Consider the following 21,943-nt stretch of genomic DNA (forward strand, 5'->3'; position numbering starts at 1 on the left):
GGAATCCATTGATGTAATCGTCTCATTCGTTTCATGCTGGATCATCTGAATGAGATTCGTTATTTGTTCTGCTGAATTTGCCGATTGTTCTGCAAGCTTCCTTACCTCATCAGCTACAACAGCAAAACCTTTTCCTTGCTCACCCGCTCTTGCCGCTTCGATTGCTGCATTCAATGCTAAAAGATTCGTTTGACCGGCGATTGCTGTAATAACTTCATTAATTTTTCCAATTTCAACAGACCGTTCACTAAGAGCTTTAATGGAGCTTCCAAGTCCGGTAACATTTTCATTGATAGAATTCATCTGATTCATTACTTTATGAATCGACTGCTTTCCTTCAATAGAAATTTCAACTGTTTCATTTGCATTTTCTGCCATCACATCTGCATTTTCCGTTATCTTTTCTGCATAATCAGCCATTTTGCCAATAATCTTTTTACTTTCTTCCACACTATTCAACTGATCGTTGGAGCCTGATACTAAATCATGGATCGTCACCGCAATATGCTGGCTTGCATGTGTACTCTGCTCAGCACTTGCACTCAGCTCTTGTGAAGATGCCGCGACTGTTTCAGAAGTTTCACTTACTTTTCTAATAATGTCTCGTAAACCGCCAATCATCTTATTAAAAGATGTAACAAGCTGGCCGACTTCATCTTTAAACTGATAATTTCCCTTAACAGAGAAATCTCCTTCTTCAGCCTTCATCATTAAATCTTGAATTTGCTTGATCGGATTCACGATCACCCTCGTAATAACGAGTCCGATAATAATCGAAATAATTAATGCACCACTGATGATACTAATAAGAATGATACTCGCTTTTTTTAAGTTCTCACCATTAGTATTCTTTATTTTCTCTGCCAATTTTTCATTAAAGTCTTGCAGACTGCTAAGAATATCATTTACTTCCGCACGCCTGTCACTAGCAACATCTGTGTAATAATGATAAGCTTTATCGTTTTCATTTTTCTGTGCTAATGCCAGTACTTCACTTCTTGCTTCTGAATAAGCGATAACCGCTTCTTTATAATCAGCTATGTATTCTTTTTCCTCCGAGAATAGATTTAATTTCTCATATTCCCCTATTAAGCTATTATTCCTTGCAATTTCTTTCTCAATATTACCCGTCAATTGTTCATACTTATTAGAATCTGTCGTTAACATTGCTTCCAGCATATAGCCGTCAATTGTTCGATTATTCAGCCGTATTTCTCCCAGCCAGTCAATTGGCTTTAAATGGTTATCATACATAATCTCTGAACCGCGAGCCATATCCTTCATATATTTATATCCTGAAACTCCAACTATTCCAATTGAAATAGCTGAAATAACAATTAATAAAATTAGCTTCTGGCTAATTTTTAAATTGCGCAAAATGTCCATCCAGGTTCTCTCCTTAAATCTAATGTATACAAAGTATATATCGACTGTATAAATATAATTTATAAGTACTTTTTTAAAATTAGGGATTTATAACCATTTATTTTCGACAACATTCGAGAATTTGCTGCTATATTCTAGGAGTAAGGATATTACAATTGCTAATATGTATTTTTTCACATAATAAAATCCCTGGCCCATTAACTCTTGTGAATGGGCCAAGAATGAATATATCAATTAAAATTTATTTTTATAGTTTCCGAGTTCCCAGCTATGAACCATTGTTCGATAGCTTTCCCATTCTGCTTTTTTCACTTTCACATATTCAGAGAATACATGCTCACCCAATGTTTCTTGTCCAATCGTTCCTTGTTCAAAAAGCTGAACAGACTGTTCTAGACTTTCCGGAAGATTTTCTATTCCACGTTCTGCACGTTGTTCATTAGTCATATGGAAAATATCTTCATTAATCGGGTCACATGGCTGTAATCCTTTTTCGATTCCATTAAGACCTGCTTCAGCGATGATCGCAAAAGTAAGATACGGATTCGCTGATGGATCCGGACAGCGAAGCTCTACACGTGTTGCCATTCCTTTTTTTGCAGGAATTCGAATTAATGTAGAACGGTTAGAGGCAGACCATGCTATATAGCAAGGTGCTTCATACCCTGGTACTAGACGCTTATAAGAGTTAACAAGCGGATTTGTTACAGCTGCCATATTTTTCACATTTTCCATAAGTCCTGCAATAAACTGATAAGCTGTACTTGATAATTGAAGACCGTCCGCCGGATCATAGAACGCATTTTCTCCATCTTTAAAGAAGGACATATTTACATGCATACCAGAACCACAAATACCGAATATCGGCTTTGGCATAAATGTTGCATATAAACCGAATTGGCTGGCAACCGTTTTTACAACCCATTTAAATGTCGTTGCTAAGTCAGCAGCAGTTAATGCATCAGCATATTTAAAATTAATCTCATGCTGCCCTATTCCAACCTCATGATGTGACGCTTCGATTGTGAAGCCCATTGCTTTTAATGCACGATAAATTTCTAAACGGACACGCTCCCCTAAATCTTTTGGAGATGGTTCGAAATATCCCGCATGATCAGCGAGTTCCGCAGTCGGATTCCCATATTCATCCGCTTTAAAAAGGAAAAATTCTAACTCTGGCCCGATACAGATCGAGTAGCCTTTTTCTTCTGCACGAGCTACTGTTTTTTGCAATACATTACGAGTATCACCTTCATAAAGAGTGCCATCAGGATTCATAACCGAACATAAGAAACGTGCTTCGGCATAATTTTCTTCAATCGTCCAAGGGATGACAGCAAATGTATTTAAGTCCGGTTGAAGGTAAAGATCAGATTTATCAATCGGAGCAAAACCTGTAATAGAAGAACCGTCAAACATTTGTTTCCCGGCAGCAATATCATCTAATTGTTCCACAGTTACCGTTATATTTTTTAATATACCTTCCATGTCTACAAATTGTAAGTGAATTAATTCAACTTTCTTTTCCGCAATCGTTTCTTTAATTTGTTCAAGTATCTCTGCTGTTTTATCTACTCTATCTAAAACCACTTCAGCCATATGTTAGAATACCTCACATTCGATGTCTATTTTTTTAACATGGAATAATTATATTGAAATGAGCTCCATTTGACAACAGTTTTTCGTATAAAACAATAAGCAATTTTGTTTTAAAACCGAATAATTAACAGTTTTTTTATATTTTCATTAAGAAAAAGGAAGGATTTGTCCAATAATCCCTCATTATTTTTAAATCTGCAAGGCCCCTTCACGAAAAATCCTTGATTTACTGGATTCTCATAAAGGGGCCTTGCAGGAGGATGTCCAGAAGGGGGTGATCTTTCCCCTTCTGGACATCCTCTTTCTCTATTATTCTCTTATTTGTCCATTTCCGCTAATAATGAATTTACTTGATGTTAGCGCATTTAATCCCATTGGGCCCCTCGCATGAAGCTTCTGTGTACTGATTCCAATTTCCGCCCCATAGCCGAACTCCGATCCATCTGTAAATCTTGTAGAAGCGTTATGATACACCGCTGCTGCATCTACTTTCGTTAAAAATGCACTAGCATGTCCCTCGTTAGCCGTAATAATTGCTTCTGAATGTTTTGTACCATATTTATTAATATGATCAATTGCTTCTATATAATCTTTTACTATTTTCACGCTGACAGTGAGACTTAAATATTCTGTGCACCAATCTTCCTCTGTCGCTGGTTTTGCTTCCTTAAATACTGCTGTTACTTTTTCATCACCATGGATTTCTACATTGTTTTCATGAAGATGTGCAAGCAGTTCTTTTCCATTATTTTTAAACCAGCTGTCTGTAACCAAAATAGATTCAATCGCATTGCAGACAGATGGACGCTGTGTTTTCGCATTAATAGCGATCTTCTTCGTCATTTCTAATTCCGCACTATCGTCAATGAAAATATGACAATTACCTGCACCTGTCTCAAGAACCGGAACAGTTGATTCGCGAACGACTGTGTCAATTAAGTTTTTACCGCCCCTTGGGATTAGCACATCTAAATACTCATTTAAATGGAAAAGCTCCTTCGCTGTTTCTCTGCTCGTATCCTCGATTAACTGCACGGCATCAACTGGTAAACTGCTAGTCTCTAATCCTTTATGAATAATTCTTACTAATGCAATATTAGAAAATTTTGCTGATGAGCTTCCTCTTAAAATAACAGCATTGCCTGTTTTTAAAGATAATGTCGCCGCATCAATCGTCACATTCGGTCTCGCTTCATAAATCATCCCGATCACACCGATTGGGACACGTTTTTTCTTAATTTGAAGCCCATTTTCTTTCTCAATTTCTTCAAGTGTTTCGCCGATTGGATCTTTCAGCTCCACTAATAATTGAATCGCATCTGCCATATCTTTAATTCTTTTTTCATTTAGCATAATACGGTCAAGCACCGCATCTGATAAGCCATTTTCTTTTCCATGTTCTAAATCTTTTTTATTTTCTTCAATAATATATTGCTGTTCTTTTAATAATTCATCTGCAATTTTCAAAAGTGCTTCGTTTTTCTCTTCTGTTGTTACTCCTACCAGCTGAAAGCTTGCTGCTTTTGCAAGCTCCCCTTTTCTTTTTACTTCACTCATGTAAATTCCCTCCTATGCTTTCACCCAATTATTTCGGTGGATTACTTCCACTGATGAAATAAAGGCATCGTCTTTTAATTCATCTGTACGCTTGCCCATCATTTTTATTAATTCATCAGAAGAATAGAGAACCTTCCCTTTACCTATTAAACCATTTTCACTAAAAACTTCAACAACATCGCCTTTTCGGAAATTCCCTTTTACATCGTAAATCCCAGCTGGTAAAAGGCTCTTTCCGCGGAAAAGAAGTGCATCTTTTGCACCTTCATCAACATAGATTTCTCCGCATACTTCTGAATGCAAAGCAATCCACTGACGGTTATTATTAATTGTCGCAAGCTCTTCTTTTCCGATATATGTTCCATCGCCATTTCCATCTAAAATTTCAATTAATTTTTCTTTCCCTTTTCCTTGTCCAATAAATACTCGGACTCCTAATGATAAAGCCGTTCTTGCGGCAAGTAATTTTGACTTCATTCCGCCAGTGCCCACTTTAGATCCGGCACCTTCTGCACCTGCAAGAAATTCCTCATTAATCTCATCAATAAAATCAAACTTTTTCGCCTCAGGATTTTCCCTCGGATTTGAATCATATAATCCGTTAATATCCGTTAAAATAATGAGCTGATCAGCGTGGACTAAGCCGCTGACAAGCGCTGACAGCATATCATTATCACCAAAAGTTAATTCTTCAACAGATACTGTATCATTTTCATTAATAATCGGTAAAATTCCCCGTTCTAATAATTCCGTGATCGTCTGATAAGCATTTCGGTAACGGTCACGTGTAGAGAAATCGAGACGGGTTAATAATATTTGAGCAGGAATAACTCCACACTCTCCAAATTTCTCAATATAAGAGCGAATTAATAAGCTTTGGCCAACAGCTGCTGCAGCCTGCTTTCCTTTTAATGTAATCGGTCTTGAAGGATAGCCAAGGCTTGCAAAGCCGGCAGCTACTGCACCTGATGAAACTAATAACACTTCATGCCCTTTATTTAATAAAGCAGTTACTGCATCGATATGATCGGAAAACTTCTCATGATCAATTTCACCTTTTGCATTTGTTAATGAGCTGCTGCCAATTTTAACAACGATCCGTTTTTTCTCCATAGCCAAATCCTCCATTGATGACGTTGAAAATAGATAAAGTATATCTCCTATTGTACATGTATTTTTCAACATAAAAAAACCTTTTTCATCCTTGAAAATTAAGGACGAAAAAGGTTTTTTCCGTGGTACCACCTTAGTTGAGCATGAAAATATGCCCCTCTTTTTCCTAATAACGCAAGGTTTACCCGCGCCTATGGTTTTCTCCATAGGACTCAAAAGGCAGGTTCAGCGGCTTCATCGTGACAGGGTCTTTCAGCTTATAAACCCCGCTCTCTTTCACATGAAGGACCGCTTACTATTCCTTTTTCAACGTTCATTAATATTTAGTCTAATATACTTATTATTCTTCATTATGTCAAGGCTCATGCAGCATATTTAAAATACCGCTTTCATAATTTAATAAAAAGATAGAAAGGGGTTTTTACATTGGCTTATTTCGGTACAAAAGGCTGGTATATTAAGGAGCTTAAGGCACTCGGAATGACGAAGCATCCTATTGAAAGGAGAAAATTGGAGCTGTATAAAACATATGTCGTCCGAAATTTTTATATAGAAGCTGTTGCAGAAAAGAAACAGTTCCAAATGTAAACACTTAGCAGGAAAGGAAAAATAATGTTTTAATTCACCTTCGTAAGTTCCAAATCACAGTTATGTTGTGTATAATCAAGTTAAGATTGTGTTTTAACATGAGGTGAATAAAATGTTAGATGGTTGGTTTCTATGGTTTATTTTATTTTGGGTCGTTTTTCTAATTTCGATGGTCGGAATTGGCGGATTTTTCATGTTCAGAAAATTTTTGCAGCGGCTCCCTAAAGTAGATGGTAAATCCGATCTTGACTGGCAGGATCATTATATTGAACAAACGAGACATTTATGGAAAAAGGAAGAAAAAGAACTATTAGAAGAATTAGTAGCACCTGTACCAGAATTATTCCGTGATGTTGCCCGCGCAAAAATTGCCGGAAAAATCGGGGCAATTGCACTCAAGGAAAAAGCGGAGACAATTACACAGGATTTAGTCATTCGCGGTTATATTTTAGCGACACCTAAACGGGATCATAAGTTTCTTATTAAACGTTTAAAAGAAAAACAAATTGATTTCTCACAATATGAGGCACTATTTTAATGATGAAATATCTATATAATACATAAAAAGCTGACAAATTAATGATCAGCTTTTTTATGTTACATTTATATTTGGAGGACTTAATTTATTTTGCAGTTTACGAAATGATACATACATCGCGATTCTCCATGGAACGATCATTCCAAATGCAAGAATCCAAAACATACCGCCAAGCTCTCCGACATCGATTGAATTACTTAAATATGTTTTCATCACGATTCGGATAAGCAGGAGACCTATTAATATAAAAGCAAAAGCTTTAGAACGTTTTAAATAAATATGATTATCCCGCACTTCAAAATTTGACGTTTTAATAAGAAAAATAGAAAAAAACATCCCGAGCAAAAATGCCTCTAAAAATTCCATTCCAGTCACTCGAAACATCGGATGTATAAACATTAATGCCCCAGTACTCATAAAAATCGGCGGCAAAATGATTTTCTTTGCTGTTGCCGGTTTTTCTGCTGATTTCATCCTTATAAATAAAACTCCGATTCCCATACAAACAGCAAATACAGAAGTTAATATTGTTGCCAATCGTATCCACTCTCTTCTAAAGCAGTCTAGTTCATAATGTACAAAATTCGTTTATTTAGCCAAAACTCGAGTAATTGCTTCTATTACTCTGCTTTCATCAAACGGCTTAACAATAAAATCTTTTGCTCCAGCTTCAATAGCTTCAACAACCATTTTTTGCTGTCCGATAGCTGAGCACATAATAATCTTTGCATCTGGAAATTTCTCTTTAATCTCTTTGAGCGCTTCCACCCCGTTTTTTTCAGGCATCGTAACATCCATCGTTACTAAATCAGGCTTCAGTTCCTCATACATTTCAACAGCCTCCATGCCATTTTGCGCTTCTCCGACAACTTCATAACTTCCTTTATTTAAAATATTTGACAATGTCATCCGCATAAACTTCGCATCATCCACAATTAATATTCTAGCCATACGAGTTCCTCCTCGAAATAAAGACAACTTAATATATATAACTCCTTTACTAGAATGCACTTACCTATATGAAGTAAGACTTCCCATCAATTCATTTTTCTCTCTTTTATTGACAGGTAACTTAAAGAACAAGGATTTAGAAGCATTTATATCTTAAATCCGATCTAATTAACTTTTACAGGAAAAATTACATCTATTATACATTTATTATAACAATAATAGGAGTAAATTATAATTATTCCGATAAATGCGGAATAATTATATCAAAATCCAGTGAAACCACCGAATATTTGTGAGAAAAAAATAATTATTTCAGTCATTAGATCAAAGAAAAGCAAGATACCAATAACGATCATTAATAAACCACCAATTTTCATCAGTCTTATATTATACTTTTTAATCCAATGCAGCTTTCCTATAAAAAAGGACAATATTAAAAACGGTATCGCAAACCCTAAGAAGTAGCTGAGCATATAGATCATAGCGAAACTAGGATTATTTGCACCTAATAAAATAACAGCCGATAATATTGGTCCAGTACACGGCGTCCAGCCCGCTGCAAAAGCGAGACCAATAAAGACCGATCCAATATAACCTACCGGCCTGTTTTTAAATGCAAGGCGATGCTCTTTCATTAGAAACTTCGGCTTAAACAAACCAATTGTAATAAAACCGAATAAAATAATTAATATCGCACCAATTTGTCTTATTAATTCCTGATAGTTTTTAAAAAATTGCCCGATAAAGGATGTCCCGAATCCAAGAGCAATAAAAATAATAGAGAAACCAAGTAAAAAAAATAATGTATGTAATAAGCTTTGCCGCCCAAGAAATGTGTTTTCTGACTTCAGTTCACCAACTGATACTCCAGTAATATAAGACAGAAAAGCCGGATATAAAGGCAGACAACAAGGAGAAATAAACGACAAAAATCCGGCACCAAATGCTAAAAACACATTAATATCTGGCATATTCTCCTCCTGGAAAAGAGAGTTTCATCCATTTTAACAGATACCCATGAAAAATTATATGTATCAAATTAATAATCCAATACTCATTCTTCTATATTTCTCCGTGTCTATTCCTATATAGATGCATTAGCAGCTATATATGCCTACTTTTTCTATTATGGCAGAAAGCAAATGCAAGTAAATTGTATGTATAATCTTTTAAATAGATTGAGGAAACCCTTATTTTAAATAAAACACCAGTTCCTAATCTAATAACAGAAAAAGCACGCAATTATGCGTGCTACTATAATTTCAAAACAAAAGCGCATACGCTTTAAACAGTACTCATATGTAAAAATAAAAGTTCATAAAGAATTTTATTTTTTGCTGTTTATTCATCGTCCTAATCATGGATTGATCTTCTTCTGCGACGGCTTCATACCCATTTGCATCAAAACGTTGATATGTAAGGATTTGTTTCATATTAAGTGACCACTTTTTCTAATAAGAAAAATATACCTTAATTCCACTAATTTGTCTACTAATTTAACCCCTGATTTCTAAAATATGGTGCATTATTCATTATACTCAAATAACGACAATTTCACACATTAAAATTAACAATCTATCCTTCATTAAATCTCTATTAACGACTTCCCAAGCAGGGTCCATCATATTAAATGTATAATTCACGATCAATTGATTTTTAGTTTACTCATTATATTGGACAATTACTGTAATTTGATTATTGGATAATCTTATTGTACTTGGGGCATCTAAATGATTTATTATCCACTATGCAAGGAATAGAAGTAGGCAGGGTGTCCGTACATTCTTCAATTGGTAATCATATCCGATGATAGAACATTCTAATCCGCCAGACATTTCCCAAACCTATTCATGTATATTGATATTATGTTCCTCATTTAATTTAGTTAAAATTTCCGAATATTCTTTTTGTTGTTTACTTACTTCGTATTCAAGTGAGTATTCTTTAGATTTTATATATAAACTGTTTAAACTTTTTAACAAATATAGTAGTTGAATTAATTCCTCGCTTTTATTGTCTATTTCTTTATTTCTTGAAGATAAAGGAGCAGGATACCGATCAAAGAAGTCGTTTAAAAACTCATTTTCTGTCACAATACGTATATCTGAATTATCATGGGATTCTATAATTATATCAGTTACTTTTTGAGCCTCTACTTGTAGTTTTTTATGTTCTCGACTACTACACGAGAATAGAAATAAAGTTGACACTAGAATTATAATGTATTTTTTCAACACAAACACCTCTTAGCATTTTTTACTAATATTAGCAGATTTACTATTTTAAGAGTTGGATAAAAGGAACTTGATTCACCATTAATTCAGTCATCGTTTTACATTCTCCTTACTTTATTATCCAAATGATAAATTCTTGTTCTAATATTTTCAGCAAAGTCTGATACCGATATATCGTCTGTTTTTATAAGTGTTCATTGAATTCGGTATCCTAGATAGGTACACTCTTCTATTACATCTTCTAATTCTAATTCTAAATAAAAAGACCCCTCTCTGATTAAACATTTATCAGAAAAGTGGTCTTATATGTCAAATATGAAAGATTAAGCAATAGTACATATTTTCACAACGAAAGATTCACCTATCATTGGGATATCGTGTAAAAACATCTATGTAAATAATGCCTAAAGCCTTGTTACATCAACGTTTATTTTGGTTGCTGTTTATTCATCGCACTCATCATTTGATTAATCTTCTTCTGCGACGGCTTCATACCCATTTGCATCATCATCATTTTTAACATTTGTTCATTAATCGGCGGATTTTTCTTTAAATAATTTAACATATATTTACGCGCAATGAAAAATCCTAGAGCCACTCCGGCAAGCAGTGCCAGAGCACCTACTAGAATAACAACCCATAAATCCATTAAATTTCCTCCTTCTATTGTCTATTTTACAGTGTACTAAAACATCTGTTATTATACAACATTTGAGCTGTATTTTTTCTATTTTCAAATAAAATTTCTTTCCTTTATCGGGTTTAGCCAGCCGTAACGCTCGGCTTGAAAATCCATTGCTAAAAAACACGGATCAAATTTTCTCAACACTTCGAAAAAAATTGTCTCTGCCTCATAGCTTCCGCTTGAATGCAATTCAAGATATCTTTCTTTTATAGTTAATGAACCATAACTTCGGTTCCCTCTAATCTCCAATTTATGTATTTCACCAGATCTGATATAGTCTTTTCGGTTACTTAAATGGGTTTTAAGCAATTTATCAATAAACATCATTGGGATAGGTTTTGTAATATATATTATTTGTTTCTCTAATAACTGAATATTATCATTACTTGGGCTTGTCCATTGATAATCCTGAAAAAGGCGATACATTTTCGATTCACGTCCAAAATAATGGCTAGCAAATTCTTCCTCTACTAAATAAATATAATAATTTCTCATGTCCCCCACCCTTTCATGAATGATCATATTTTCATTCATTATAGAGCATATGCTAAAAAAGGTTTGTCTAAACAACACAGTAACCAGCAACTATTTTTGTCGAAACAAAATACTTTTACGAGAGAAAGGGAGAAGAAATAATAGTTATATGTCAAAATAAAAAAAGAGAGAAAAAAACTCTCTTTTCTCTCTTTAATGAAGATTTCTCTTTTGCTCATCTTTTAATTTTTGCGGCGTTACATCATTACCGTTCGGATCTACAATCGTCACACTTTTTAATGTATTTTTCATCGAACTGCGAAGTGATTGTAAATATTCTTGACGAAGATTTTGCTGCTCTATTTTTTCCTCTTCTGTCAGACCGTCAGCTTTTGATTTTCTTGAAAGCTCATTTATGCGATTAATTTTTTCTGCTGATAACATAATAGCCACTCCCTTCTAACTATACGACATATTACTACAAACAAATAAGAAAAAACAACTCATACTATTTATTCTTCCTTCGTGTCCATATATTCCTGATATCTTCTATGTACAGTCGCTTTAGAAACATCATAGCCGAAACCTCTTAATGTCGCTGCTATTTCAGCAAAAGTGAGTTTATTATTCCTGAGCCGGACTATTTCCGCAATCGGCACTTCAAGCTTTGCTTTTCCGCCTGATTTATTCTGATTATGTAAGTTTTTCTGAGGCTGATAACCTTGCTCAACAGCACGTTTCATTCCTCTTTTTATTTTCATATTATGAATTTTTCTTTGGTATTCTTCCACGACACTTACAATTTCCAAAACCATTGAATCAGCCTCGGATAATTGCAGTTCACCTTGATGGGCTGCAGTATATAATATAATATTTTCCTTTAAAAGATAATGAATAATAGCAATTCTTGCACTTCCCCTGCCAAGCCTTGTTTCATCCTGGACTAATACTGTATTAATATTATTCTGTTTAATTTCTTCAAAAAGCTCGAAAATACCTTCTCGTTCTAATTCATACCCGCTTGCTTTTTCCTCAATTACTTTCATGACAGTCACATTATTTTTTTCTGCCAGCTGAAGCAATTCTTCCTTTTGTCTTTTTAAAGAAGATTCTTGTTCCGTCTTATTTGTACTCACACGACAATAGATGACTGCCCTCATTATGTCCACTCCAATTATTATTCCTTACTTGCTAAATTATTCAAATCCTTTTTGACAGGGATCATTACTTCATCACCTGGTTTAATTACTTCTGTATACAAATTATTTTTCTCCTGAACCCATGTAATAAATTCCCATGTAGATAAATTAGCCTGTTCCTGAAATTTATCAGCAATGCTCCACAGGCTGTCCCCTTCTTCAATTGTTACTATATAATAATGGTCTTTACTTTCTTTTATACCAGTGTATGATAAGGCAAATACTATTGCAATCATTACAAAGAAGAATGATAGAATGTAAGCGAAAGATTCTGTTTTCATTTTGTCCACCTCAATTAGAATATTTGTTCGTATGATTTACATTCAGTATAAAACGAACCTTTGTTCTAGTCAACTGTTTTTCGAACATTAGTTTGTACTATTATACAAACCATGCTATAATTTATTTAAATTATCTGAACCAGGGGTGTCATAAAAATGACAAAACTATCAAAACGCCAGCAAGATATATTAAATTTCATTAAAGATGAGGTACAGAAAAAGGGATATCCGCCTTCCGTTCGCGAAATAGGCGAAGCTGTTGGTCTTGCTTCCAGCTCCACTGTTCACGGTCATTTAGCAAGACTTGAGACAAAAGGACTCATTCGCCGCGATCCGACAAAGCCAAGAGCAATAGAAATTCTGGATGACTCTGAAAATACAGATATTCCAAAAACGAAAGTAATAAATGTGCCGATTATCGGAAAAGTAACGGCAGGGCTTCCAATTACAGCGATTGAAAATGTAGAGGAATTTTTTCCTTTACCTGACCGATTCGCAGCAACTGATGACCAGATTTTCATGTTAGAAGTAGTTGGGGACAGTATGATTGAAGCGGGAATTCATGATAGAGACATGGTTATCGTGAAACAGCAGCAAACTGCAAACAACAGTGATATTGTCGTTGCAATGACAGAGGACAATGAAGCAACGGTTAAAAGATTTTTCAAAGAAAAAGACTATATCCGCCTTCAGCCTGAAAATTCAACGATGGAACCGATTATTTTACGAAACGTTTCTATTTTAGGAAAAGTAATTGGTGTCTTCCGTACAATCCATTAAAACTCAATCTTAACGATTGGGTTTTTTCTTTTGCAGAAAAGTTCCCTTCCTTTCCCCCAAGATTTTAATTGTACAAAGGACAATACTCTTTTTTCATTCATGCTTAAGAGGAGAAAATGATGATTATCTGATAAAAATATTTATTTTCAAGGAGGAATTGTTGAAGTTTTTGTCTCATATAGTAAATTGTGCTTATCAAATGAGAAGTAACGGAGGGGTCTTTATGGGTATCCGCTTTATTAAAATTTCAGTCATTTATTTTGTGATTGGTGCCTGTATTGGTTTATTCATGTCAATGACACACTCGTTTGCTTTAACACCGGTGCATGTCCACATCAATTTGCTCGGCTGGACTTCCATGACTTTAGCAGGCATCATTTACTACTTATTCCCGAGCATAGCTGACAACAAGCTCGCAAAAACTCATTTCTGGCTTCACAATGTATCATTACCGGTCATGATGCTCAGCCTCACATTTGTCGTCTACGGCAATGCTTCCTTTATACCGGTCACTGCTGTCGGAGGAAGTGTTTTAGTTCTAGCTATTATTATCTTTTCTATTAATGTTCTATTCTACCTAAGAAAAACAGGTTCTGCGTAATATTGTAAGCGATCTCATAAATTCCATTGATATTAATGAAGGGATAAAATCTATCTCTTCATTAATATTTTATAATGGACAGCGGATAAACTGTTTCATCTTTACAAAGTTCAATCGTTTCAATAAATGCCTTCACTGTCGGAGTTAAATATGTGTCTTTTCTCCTAATGAAAATAGTATTGATCTTGCTGTATTTATCTGGAATAGAATGACAGTGAATAAGTCCGCGCTCTTCCAAATGAGCAACCGATAATTTAGGTACAAAGGTAATTCCGAGCCCCGCAATAACACTTCCTAAAATCGTTTCAAATGTTCCAAACTCCATCATTTTCATCGGAGTTATTCTCTCATCTTTCAACCATTCATTCAACTTTGCCCTGTATCCGCATCCTTCGCTAAAAACTAAGAAAGGTTTATTTTTCAATTGCTCCAATGATGTTAATGTACGATCCGATATTAAAACAAGCTCCTCCTGAAAAACATCGTGGTGAACTAATGAAGGATGTTGACCTGCTTCTGTTACGAACGCTCCGTCTAATTGATAATTCAGCACTTTTTCTTGAAGTCTTTCCGTCACACCTGATTCAAGTGATAAATCAACATTTTCATATTTTTTATTATAAGCTGATAAAATAACCGGAAGTTTAATAACTGTTTCCACAGAACCAATTTCTAATTTGCCACAAGGTGTCCCTGAGCTTTGTACCACTTTTTTCGTTTCACTCATCAATAAGAGAATTTTCTCGCTATAATGTAATAATTTCTTTCCTTCTGGTGTTAAAATCATACCGCGATTATGACGATTAAAAAGCCGTGTATTCAGTTCTGTTTCAAGCTTTTGAATTCTGGATGTAACATTTGATTGCACATAATTTAATTCTTTAGCAGCCCTTGTAATATTCCCTGTTTCCGCGACCATTTGAAATACTTGTAAATCTTTAAATTCCATTTAAAAATCCTCCCCCTAAACATGTCTTTTATAGTATCACAAAAAATGATCTCTAACATCATTATCAATCATTTTACTTTATACCATATCCATTATTTAATTGATTTAGAGATTATGAATGTAGGTGGAGATTTATTTATGAAAAATAATGTATTACTAGGTGCCTTATTATGTTTTATCGCAAGCGTATCATGGGGAGCTATGTTTCCAGTCGCAAATGATGCATTCCATTACATTGATCCATTTTATTTTACTATTTTCCGATATTCTTCTGTAACAATCATCTTATTACTTCTTCTTTACTTTAAAGAAGGGAAAAAGGGATTTCATCTTGAAGGGAAAGGACTTTCTTTATGGTTTTTCGGAACTATGGCATTTGCTGTATATAATTTGCTCATTTTCTGGGGTCAGGATCTACTCGGGGAACAAGGAGTAATTTTAGCATCTATTATGGAAGCATTGATGCCAATGATTTCAGTTGTGTTACTTTGGATTTTTAAAGGAAACAGGCCTCCTTTATTCACAATGTTGAGTATTTTAATTGCTTTTATTGGTGTTATGCTCGTTATTACAAAGGGAGATGTAACAGCTTTTCTATCAGCAACAGGCCATTTATTCCCAGCCTTCCTTATCTTTTTAGCTGTAGTTGGATGGGTCGTTTATACGATAGGAAGCAGTCAGTTTAGCCATTGGTCCTCTCTAAAATATTCAGCATTAAGCTGTTTATTCGGGACTGCTACCGCCCTTATTATTGTACTAACCGCTACTTTGATCGGAGCTGTTCCTATACCTTCAGCTCAAACGATCCAAACAGTAAGTCCGCATTTAATTTTCATGATTATCTTTCCCGGGATTATCGCTTTACTCGGCTGGAATATCGGCGTTAATATTCTCTCTCCTTTAAATGGAATTCTCTTTATTAACTTTGTTCCGGTTACAACGCTCGTCATCTCCGCTATTCAAGGGTATCAAGTGACTTCTTTTGATATTGTCGGGACTGCTTTCATTATTATTGCAATCGTTTCGAACAATATTTTATTAAGAATGAACAAAAAACAGGGGCTTGTACATAAAAACGAACTAAAACAATTGCAGAAAAAAATATCCTAATATACAAAATGTACATACGATATAAAAAGCGCTGCCGCATAAGTAATCTTCTTATACGACAAGCGCTTTTTACTCCCGTCTTCTTACTTGTGGATCATTCATTCACTTTATTTATCTGTCATACTGAATATAAGATCCCATGGGTACGTAATATCCTCCGCCGACCTGATATTTTCCATCTTTAAAACTGTAAACTCTCAACGTTTTACCGTCAGCGATCTTTTTATGCAATTTCCCATTAGGGCTATACATATTAATCCCTTCTAAAATACTATAAATAAATCCAGTATAAAATAATGTCCCTTTGCTTTTCTTTACATAGTATCCTCCACCAACATCAAATGAATCAGCAGTTTCTTTAAATACTTTAAGACCCTCACCCTTCTTTAACGATCGATGGACTTTTCCTTTTGGATCATATAATTTTATCCCGTCCTGTTTAATAAGTACTCTTCCATAATGGGCATCTTTCACTTTTGTCAACTCTATTATTTTTCCTAAATGAGTGCGCTGTTTAACAATACCGGCGCCAGGTGCATAATAGTATACTGCTCCAGCTCTGCTTGTCACCTTAATACAGTTAGAAAACGTTCTTGCCGGAGTTTCAACAGTAGTCTTTAAAGAAACTAGTTTAAATTTTCGCTCGTCGTCATTAACAGCCCATTCCTTTCCTTCTCTTAATGGAAACTTGATCATTTGTTGCCATAAGCCTGCATAAAAGGGATCACTTTCTCTTAAGCCCTCCTTATCTTGTAAAAAGAGTTTATGACTTAACAAATGATTTTCTTTAAAATGCCATAAATCTCCCTCCTTACTTCTTTCAACAAAACTGGCAGTTATTTGTTTTTTATTATTTTTGTTTTTCTCATCATAAACATTGTATACATATATCTTTTTTGGGTTCATTAAAAAACTTGTTGAGGCAGATACAGGACTCGATAAAAAAACGAAAAACTGCTCCATACTAAAGTAAAAAATAAAATAACGATACATATTTTGCTTTTCAACATTCTCCCCCTTTCTTTTTTACTCATATTTACAAAATATATCATTTTTTACATTTAGTAAGTGCAGTTTTTCCTATTATTAACTCTAGTTCCGTCCATATAATTGATCCTTTTAACATATAAAAAAATGAAAAGCTCCTGCTTTTCATTTTCCAAAACCATTATCTAGTACTTCTATCTTACCAATAGATGCTTTTGCCATATTTTTTGTATTCTGAACTAATTTAATAATATTTGGATGAGCTTTTTTAGCTCCTATTACTAATAAAGGAACACCGATAAAATTGATTTTAAATCTTCTTGAAAACAGGCCACCAAACGTCATCGCTAACGGAACAGTAGGCGATGTATTAGAAAAGATGACCTGTTCCTCTAATTTTCCTGCTGTATTAAATAATTCACAGACACTTTGCATAGCTGGAACGACTACTTTTGAGGAACCCCGGCCAAGCGTAAATACTTTATTCCCCTCTTCATCAATACCGTGGAAAAACAGCTTCCCCATGTCATTTGGTGTTAATTTATTAAAAATATCGATATTAAGAACTTCTTTTTTTGTAGGCTCTCTGTCATATGGAAGTTTTTTTAAATGATATGCAGCAGCAAGTGCAGAAGAATGTGTCCCCCCATAACAGTTATAAATATAAATCATCCGCCTCAAACCTTCCTGTTTTATCTTTAATACTATATTGTGCAAATAATTTAATTAAATTACTCACAGGAAGGCATACTATTGAAAAAAAGGTGGTTCAGTAATGGATTTTCCTACAATACATACGAATTTTTGGGACGCTGTAATAGCAGTTCCAGCCGTTATGATCATAACTCAGCTAATAAAACTTTTTTTAAAAGTACCCCGAAAATTTGTACCGACAATTGCTCTCGTTTTAGGATTGATTATTTCTGTTTTTATTAGTCATCGCCACAGTCTTGTTGCAGGAATATTTATGGGCTGGTTTTACGGGTATGCGGCTATAGGTTCGTACGCTTCTTTAAAAACATCTATTTTAGCTTACAGAAATGGGGATAAGACTTAATTCTCCCATACTTCATCCAATGTTTCCCGGAATAATTGATTGAGTATAGGAGTCGGATCTTCCTTTTTGACAGCTAATGATTTTGTATATACTAACAATCGTTCTATTTCACTGTCTAAAAAATCATTAATGACATGTACTTTATGCCCTGCTTCTAATTTTTCTCCGGTCATTTTTCTCGTTAATAATTGCCTTATCTCGTTTTTCAATACACCTTCCCTGATCATTTTTTCTAATAAAAGAGAAAATTCAACCGGGGGCACTGTTTTGTATTTTTCAATCCATTGACATGCTAAAACAGGTCTGATCGCATAAAGATACTTTTTTATCTGCACTTCATCACCCTGTAAATAACTGTGAACATTCCCCTTTGCCATATTTAAATAATGATGAAGACTGGCTGCTGGCAAATATACCTTTTCTATCATCTGCTTCATTTTCTCCATAACAGAATATTGTTCATAGTAAACAATCCCTGAATACATCCATTCAAATAACGAGGGATTTGATTTTCTGAATAACCGTAAAGCTTTCGTTAATTCCCATCCGCTTATATCCAATAGATTGCTTACCGGAAGCTCAATAACATCTCTTCTTTGATCAATCGATAAGTACCAGTCTTTTTTATGAATATAAATAAAACGCACGTCATAATCACTGTCTTCAGAAGAGAAACCCCATGTCCTGCTGCCTGATTCACATGCATAAAGAATTTTGACATCGAAGTTTTTTTCAATTTCATTCAGTTCCTGCCTGATTCTTTCTTTCAATAATGTTCTCTCCTTTCTGTAAACCGAAAGTCTTTTAAATGAAAATAGGTATTTAGATTAGGACAGATCCCTTCTTTCTTTCATACGCTATTAACGAGTCAACAATTAGAAATGGAGGTTATAAAATGCATCATAAACATTGGGGTCATCAATGTTCCCCACAGTATTGTCCACCTAATGCACTGCCGGCTCAGTATGATCCGCCACAAGTTTCACCAGCAAAACAATACGTGAGTACAAATGTATTAAATACTGTAAAATCACATGTTCATCCTTCCCATAATACTACAGTTAATAAGCATATGATCACTCACAAGCACTATTTCCCTCACACTGAATCAGTAGTGAATGAATGTTATGAACAGCATGTCATGTGCGGAAGACCTTATAATCCTTGCTGCCCGCCGAGAAGACCATTTGGATATTAATAGTAAAAGTTCCCGATTTATTGGGGACTTTTCGTTATACTGGTGTAGCATTTTATCTCCTAAAAGTATAGTCTATGTTTTTTTTGATTTTACATATATCGTTATAGTAGTACATTGTTAAAGGAGTTGTTTTATTTGTTTATAAAACTTACAAAAGAGCAGCAGCAATTAATGATTTCCGATATTCAGTATTTCTTTTCACAGGAAAGAGACGAGGAAATTACGGAATTTGCTGCAGAAAGAGTACTCGATTTCTTTAAGGAATCACTTGCTCCTCATTTTTATAATGCTGCTGTTTTAGATGTTAAAAATCTCGTTGAACAGCAATTTTCTTCCTTAGAGGACGAGATATTAACTTTAGAACGTCCAGTTAAAAGATGAAGGAGTTAAGCTCCACCATTTGTTTATAGCCTGCAGAAAATATGACATTGAAGATAGAAAGACGAATAATGTAAAATTTTCAAGAGAGAAAAAGGTTTTTCAACATATTCTATAAAGGCTGCCATTAAGTCAAAAAATTTGACTTAATGGCAACCTTTTTCTGTTTATAAAACGTATTATCTGTCATTATTTAGGAATACATAACTTAGAATAGTGAGGAAAAGTAAACGATATATTTCATTAATGTTAAATTTATATCTCATTTTAAGTTATTTTTTAAATGTATATACTTTTTTTTAATGTATATGAGATACTTTAATTAACAACTTTCGCCAAATTTAAACTTAAATTAGGAGGTGTGTGAATATTGTTTATAATTGTAAGAACTATTAATGGAGCAAAAGAAATTTTAAAAGATTCCAATAGCCTTTTCGCCAAAACCTTTAACGAATTTTCCGCCGCCCAAGCCCTCGTACAAAAATTAAATCAGCATACTAATTCTCCAGTACAATGGTCTGTAGAGAGGAAATAAATAGAATATGACAAGCTGACTGTCATCAGCTTGTTTTTATGTCTAGCATATTATTTACAATGAAATCATCCTGATTGCTTTAGAGTATTTACATTCTCTCTATGACTCGGATCATCAGTGGTTCCGCTTACCATCATGACTCCTGAATGCAAATATACAGAATTTTCATTTTATCGATTCTTGTAGCTATTATTTTTGAATTGTTACATTCATTCCAGCCAAGCAAATTTATCATTTTAAAAATATCTACTGGAGATGTTACAGTCTTTCTTTACTATAGTTTTATTTTATTCGACATAATTAATTCAAATAATCCATCAAGGTTATCCGCTACTTTTTCCACTTCTTCAAATTCAGGTTCATATCCATGTACGATAGCACCTATATCATTAGTTAAATCAATTGCATAGAAGGAATAGCCACCATCAACTGACATAACTATTGGTAAATATTTATCCCACCACAAAGTTATATCTGATTTCCACTCGTTATCTTCGCCTGCTGCTTCTAAACTTATCAATTCAAATTCATTCCATTTTAATGCAATATCCAAATCATTATTATACTCATCTTCACATATAAACCATGTTTTCTCACTTGGTGCTATACACTGTTTAATCATCTTCAAGAACTCCAGATACTCATCAGGAATATTTTTATATCTTGTAACTATGCTTTCATCTAGATTTAATTGATATTCAGATTTAAAAACTATAGTCCAGCCGCTTTCTTTAGCCCAATCAATAAATTTTTTCATTTATAATGAATCCTATTACATAAAAGTCCCATTAGTTCCATAGCATTTTGCACCAACTTTACTTTTTCCAGAAGAATTTTTATGATATTATCATTCGATACATCTCCTCCTCACTCTTTTAACTATTTTCAATAAATAAAGTGTCAATATAGTAAGGTGAGAAAAAACCTGCATTATACAGGATTTCTTATCAAACTTTATACGAAGATTTTTTCATCATATCCTTCCTTACCGTTGGACTTTACCCTTCACACGTTTGAAGAAGGAGACTTCCTTCGAAAAAGTTAAACTCGATTGATGGTGTTCACCAATCTCTGTTTCTAATTGCTTCTTCAATATCAATTGGAACCTGATAAAATTTTAATATTGTCTCTACTGTTTCCCCAATAGAATCCCTTGCTACTGTTTCTATTTCACTATTATGCTCCCAAAATTCTTCTTGTATATCATTAATTGTTAATGTCATTTCATCTAAACTTTCTTGAATCTCCTCTAGTGAGTGATTTCCTTGCTTAATAAAATCCTCCACTTTTAAAATAGCAGCCTTAACCTTATCCACTAAAAAGTTGGGAAAATAAGAGTCCATATACATTGTATTTAAATATTCAATATTCATCATTTTTCTTCTCCACCTTCTATAAACTCTTATTCAATTATTTCAAATTTCTAATATTTGGGCAATCACTTATTCCAAATAATGGCCTATTCTTTAAGATAAAAGGTTAAACAAACGTGCTTTATCGGTGCAACATTTTTATAAACGTTGAATCTTTTTTATAAATAATGCAACTTTACTTTAAACGACACCTCACTTTGATAACCATTTTCGGCATAGATTCATAGACCAAAAACACATTTTTTCACCATATTTATATTTTGTCTCCAAGGGGCCCTTCTACCGGTTTAGGCTATTTTTATATAAAATTTATATTAGTTTATTAAAAATAATATATTTCACATATCAAAATTTGGTTTTTATAATGAAA

The 21,943-nt window shown here is 34.1% G+C and carries 29 protein-coding genes and 1 other annotated feature; of the genes, 9 read left to right on the forward strand and 20 right to left on the reverse strand.

Going from position 1 to position 21,943, the window contains the following annotated elements:
- The 4 genes from BFA01S_RS06660 to proB all read right to left on the reverse strand — a co-directional run.
- On the reverse strand, nt 1–1,386 hold a 1,386-nt coding region (locus tag BFA01S_RS06660; RefSeq protein ID WP_066227330.1), incomplete at its 3' end, for a methyl-accepting chemotaxis protein.
- Nucleotides 1,387–1,620: 234 nt separating this feature from the next.
- Nucleotides 1,621–2,985 (reverse strand): type I glutamate--ammonia ligase, encoded by a 1,365-nt coding sequence (gene glnA, locus BFA01S_RS06665; RefSeq protein ID WP_066227333.1) that lies wholly within the window; start codon nt 2,983–2,985, stop codon nt 1,621–1,623.
- A gap of 309 nt (nt 2,986–3,294) precedes the next feature.
- Complete coding sequence (locus tag BFA01S_RS06670; protein WP_066227336.1) at nt 3,295–4,542, reverse strand: glutamate-5-semialdehyde dehydrogenase; 1,248 nt, start codon at nt 4,540–4,542, stop codon at nt 3,295–3,297.
- 12 nt (nt 4,543–4,554) lie between these two features.
- A complete protein-coding gene (gene proB / locus BFA01S_RS06675; RefSeq protein WP_066227339.1) occupies nt 4,555–5,655 on the reverse strand; it encodes a glutamate 5-kinase in 1,101 nt (366 codons plus the stop codon).
- A 97-nt stretch (nt 5,656–5,752) separates the two neighbouring features.
- Nucleotides 5,753–5,974 (reverse strand) — a binding site (T-box leader).
- A gap of 107 nt (nt 5,975–6,081) precedes the next feature.
- On the opposite strand from proB, the gene BFA01S_RS21790 reads away from it, so the two are divergent.
- Both BFA01S_RS21790 and BFA01S_RS06680 read left to right on the forward strand, forming a co-directional pair.
- Nucleotides 6,082–6,243: a YflJ family protein gene (locus tag BFA01S_RS21790; protein ID WP_082799886.1), complete on the forward strand. Its 162-nt coding sequence runs from the start codon at nt 6,082–6,084 to the stop codon at nt 6,241–6,243.
- Nucleotides 6,244–6,355: 112 nt separating this feature from the next.
- Entirely contained in the window at nt 6,356–6,781 is a 426-nt protein-coding gene (locus BFA01S_RS06680) for a DUF2621 family protein (protein WP_066227341.1), read from the forward strand.
- A gap of 54 nt (nt 6,782–6,835) precedes the next feature.
- On the opposite strand, the gene BFA01S_RS06685 is transcribed toward BFA01S_RS06680, so the two are convergent.
- The 10 genes from BFA01S_RS06685 to yneA form a co-directional block, all read right to left on the reverse strand.
- Complete coding sequence (locus BFA01S_RS06685; protein ID WP_082799887.1) at nt 6,836–7,318, reverse strand: CcdC family protein; 483 nt, start codon at nt 7,316–7,318, stop codon at nt 6,836–6,838.
- A 51-nt stretch (nt 7,319–7,369) separates the two neighbouring features.
- The gene (locus BFA01S_RS06690) at nt 7,370–7,732 is read right to left on the reverse strand and encodes a response regulator (protein ID WP_066227344.1); all 363 of its coding nucleotides are present in this window, start codon (nt 7,730–7,732) and stop codon (nt 7,370–7,372) included.
- 263 nt (nt 7,733–7,995) lie between these two features.
- Nucleotides 7,996–8,703 carry a cytochrome c biogenesis protein CcdA gene (locus BFA01S_RS06695; RefSeq protein WP_066227347.1) on the reverse strand — a complete coding sequence of 236 codons (708 nt, stop codon included), beginning with the start codon at nt 8,701–8,703 and terminating at the stop codon, nt 7,996–7,998.
- A 324-nt stretch (nt 8,704–9,027) separates the two neighbouring features.
- Nucleotides 9,028–9,165, reverse strand: a complete 138-nt coding sequence (locus BFA01S_RS22300; RefSeq protein WP_156483549.1) for a hypothetical protein — start codon at nt 9,163–9,165, stop codon at nt 9,028–9,030.
- A gap of 411 nt (nt 9,166–9,576) precedes the next feature.
- Nucleotides 9,577–9,966, reverse strand: coding sequence for a putative periplasmic lipoprotein (locus BFA01S_RS06700; protein WP_066227350.1), 390 nt, complete (start codon nt 9,964–9,966; stop codon nt 9,577–9,579).
- Between the two features lie 427 nt (nt 9,967–10,393).
- Nucleotides 10,394–10,615 (reverse strand): YneF family protein, encoded by a 222-nt coding sequence (locus BFA01S_RS06705; protein ID WP_066227353.1) that lies wholly within the window; start codon nt 10,613–10,615, stop codon nt 10,394–10,396.
- An 84-nt stretch (nt 10,616–10,699) separates the two neighbouring features.
- The gene (sirA, locus tag BFA01S_RS06710) at nt 10,700–11,146 is read right to left on the reverse strand and encodes a sporulation inhibitor of replication protein SirA (protein WP_066227355.1); all 447 of its coding nucleotides are present in this window, start codon (nt 11,144–11,146) and stop codon (nt 10,700–10,702) included.
- Nucleotides 11,147–11,338: 192 nt separating this feature from the next.
- Nucleotides 11,339–11,569, reverse strand: a complete 231-nt coding sequence (locus BFA01S_RS06715; RefSeq protein WP_066227359.1) for a DUF896 domain-containing protein — start codon at nt 11,567–11,569, stop codon at nt 11,339–11,341.
- 68 nt (nt 11,570–11,637) lie between these two features.
- On the reverse strand, nt 11,638–12,285 hold the full coding sequence (locus BFA01S_RS06720) for a YneB family resolvase-like protein (RefSeq protein WP_066227362.1): 648 nt from the start codon (nt 12,283–12,285) through the stop codon (nt 11,638–11,640).
- A gap of 17 nt (nt 12,286–12,302) precedes the next feature.
- Complete coding sequence (gene yneA / locus BFA01S_RS06725) at nt 12,303–12,605, reverse strand: cell division suppressor protein YneA (RefSeq protein ID WP_066227364.1); 303 nt, start codon at nt 12,603–12,605, stop codon at nt 12,303–12,305.
- A 156-nt stretch (nt 12,606–12,761) separates the two neighbouring features.
- On the opposite strand from yneA, the gene lexA reads away from it, so the two are divergent.
- Both lexA and BFA01S_RS06735 read left to right on the forward strand, forming a co-directional pair.
- Nucleotides 12,762–13,385, forward strand: a complete 624-nt coding sequence (gene lexA, locus BFA01S_RS06730; RefSeq protein WP_066227367.1) for a transcriptional repressor LexA — start codon at nt 12,762–12,764, stop codon at nt 13,383–13,385.
- 223 nt (nt 13,386–13,608) lie between these two features.
- On the forward strand, nt 13,609–13,986 hold the full coding sequence (locus BFA01S_RS06735; RefSeq protein ID WP_066227370.1) for a cytochrome-c oxidase: 378 nt from the start codon (nt 13,609–13,611) through the stop codon (nt 13,984–13,986).
- Nucleotides 13,987–14,047: 61 nt separating this feature from the next.
- On the opposite strand, the gene BFA01S_RS06740 is transcribed toward BFA01S_RS06735, so the two are convergent.
- Nucleotides 14,048–14,935 (reverse strand): LysR family transcriptional regulator, encoded by an 888-nt coding sequence (locus BFA01S_RS06740; RefSeq protein ID WP_066227373.1) that lies wholly within the window; start codon nt 14,933–14,935, stop codon nt 14,048–14,050.
- A 138-nt stretch (nt 14,936–15,073) separates the two neighbouring features.
- Here BFA01S_RS06740 and BFA01S_RS06745 point away from each other — a divergent pair, with 138 nt between their 5' ends.
- Nucleotides 15,074–16,045: a DMT family transporter gene (locus BFA01S_RS06745; protein ID WP_066227376.1), complete on the forward strand. Its 972-nt coding sequence runs from the start codon at nt 15,074–15,076 to the stop codon at nt 16,043–16,045.
- A 111-nt stretch (nt 16,046–16,156) separates the two neighbouring features.
- Here BFA01S_RS06745 and BFA01S_RS06750 read toward each other — a convergent pair whose 3' ends face one another.
- Nucleotides 16,157–17,008 carry a hypothetical protein gene (locus BFA01S_RS06750; RefSeq protein WP_169800442.1) on the reverse strand — a complete coding sequence of 284 codons (852 nt, stop codon included), beginning with the start codon at nt 17,006–17,008 and terminating at the stop codon, nt 16,157–16,159.
- A 189-nt stretch (nt 17,009–17,197) separates the two neighbouring features.
- A complete protein-coding gene (locus tag BFA01S_RS06755) occupies nt 17,198–17,704 on the reverse strand; it encodes a DUF3189 family protein (RefSeq protein WP_066227380.1) in 507 nt (168 codons plus the stop codon).
- Between the two features lie 103 nt (nt 17,705–17,807).
- Between BFA01S_RS06755 and BFA01S_RS06760 the strand changes: the two genes are divergently transcribed.
- The gene (locus tag BFA01S_RS06760; protein WP_066227383.1) at nt 17,808–18,089 is read left to right on the forward strand and encodes a hypothetical protein; all 282 of its coding nucleotides are present in this window, start codon (nt 17,808–17,810) and stop codon (nt 18,087–18,089) included.
- On the opposite strand, the gene BFA01S_RS06765 is transcribed toward BFA01S_RS06760, so the two are convergent.
- Complete coding sequence (locus BFA01S_RS06765; RefSeq protein ID WP_066227385.1) at nt 18,086–18,859, reverse strand: nucleotidyltransferase domain-containing protein; 774 nt, start codon at nt 18,857–18,859, stop codon at nt 18,086–18,088. The genes BFA01S_RS06760 and BFA01S_RS06765 overlap by 4 nt on opposite strands.
- 125 nt (nt 18,860–18,984) lie before the next feature.
- On the opposite strand from BFA01S_RS06765, the gene BFA01S_RS06770 reads away from it, so the two are divergent.
- The 3 genes from BFA01S_RS06770 (at nt 18,985) to BFA01S_RS22305 (ending at nt 20,200) form a co-directional block, all read left to right on the forward strand.
- Nucleotides 18,985–19,287, forward strand: coding sequence for a CotD family spore coat protein (locus BFA01S_RS06770; RefSeq protein WP_066227388.1), 303 nt, complete (start codon nt 18,985–18,987; stop codon nt 19,285–19,287).
- 135 nt (nt 19,288–19,422) lie between these two features.
- Entirely contained in the window at nt 19,423–19,668 is a 246-nt protein-coding gene (locus BFA01S_RS06775) for a DUF2164 domain-containing protein (protein WP_066227391.1), read from the forward strand.
- 367 nt (nt 19,669–20,035) lie between these two features.
- Nucleotides 20,036–20,200 carry a hypothetical protein gene (locus BFA01S_RS22305; protein ID WP_156483551.1) on the forward strand — a complete coding sequence of 55 codons (165 nt, stop codon included), beginning with the start codon at nt 20,036–20,038 and terminating at the stop codon, nt 20,198–20,200.
- A gap of 274 nt (nt 20,201–20,474) precedes the next feature.
- Here the strand turns inward: BFA01S_RS22305 and BFA01S_RS06780 are convergent, their stop codons facing one another.
- The gene (locus BFA01S_RS06780; RefSeq protein ID WP_066227394.1) at nt 20,475–20,957 is read right to left on the reverse strand and encodes an SMI1/KNR4 family protein; all 483 of its coding nucleotides are present in this window, start codon (nt 20,955–20,957) and stop codon (nt 20,475–20,477) included.
- A 304-nt stretch (nt 20,958–21,261) separates the two neighbouring features.
- The gene (locus BFA01S_RS06785) at nt 21,262–21,576 is read right to left on the reverse strand and encodes a DUF5713 family protein (RefSeq protein ID WP_066227396.1); all 315 of its coding nucleotides are present in this window, start codon (nt 21,574–21,576) and stop codon (nt 21,262–21,264) included.
- Between the last annotated feature and the right edge of the window lie 367 nt (nt 21,577–21,943).

Source organism: Metabacillus fastidiosus NBRC 101226 (assembly GCF_001591625.1).
GTDB classification, from domain to species: domain Bacteria; phylum Bacillota; class Bacilli; order Bacillales; family Bacillaceae; genus Metabacillus; species Metabacillus fastidiosus.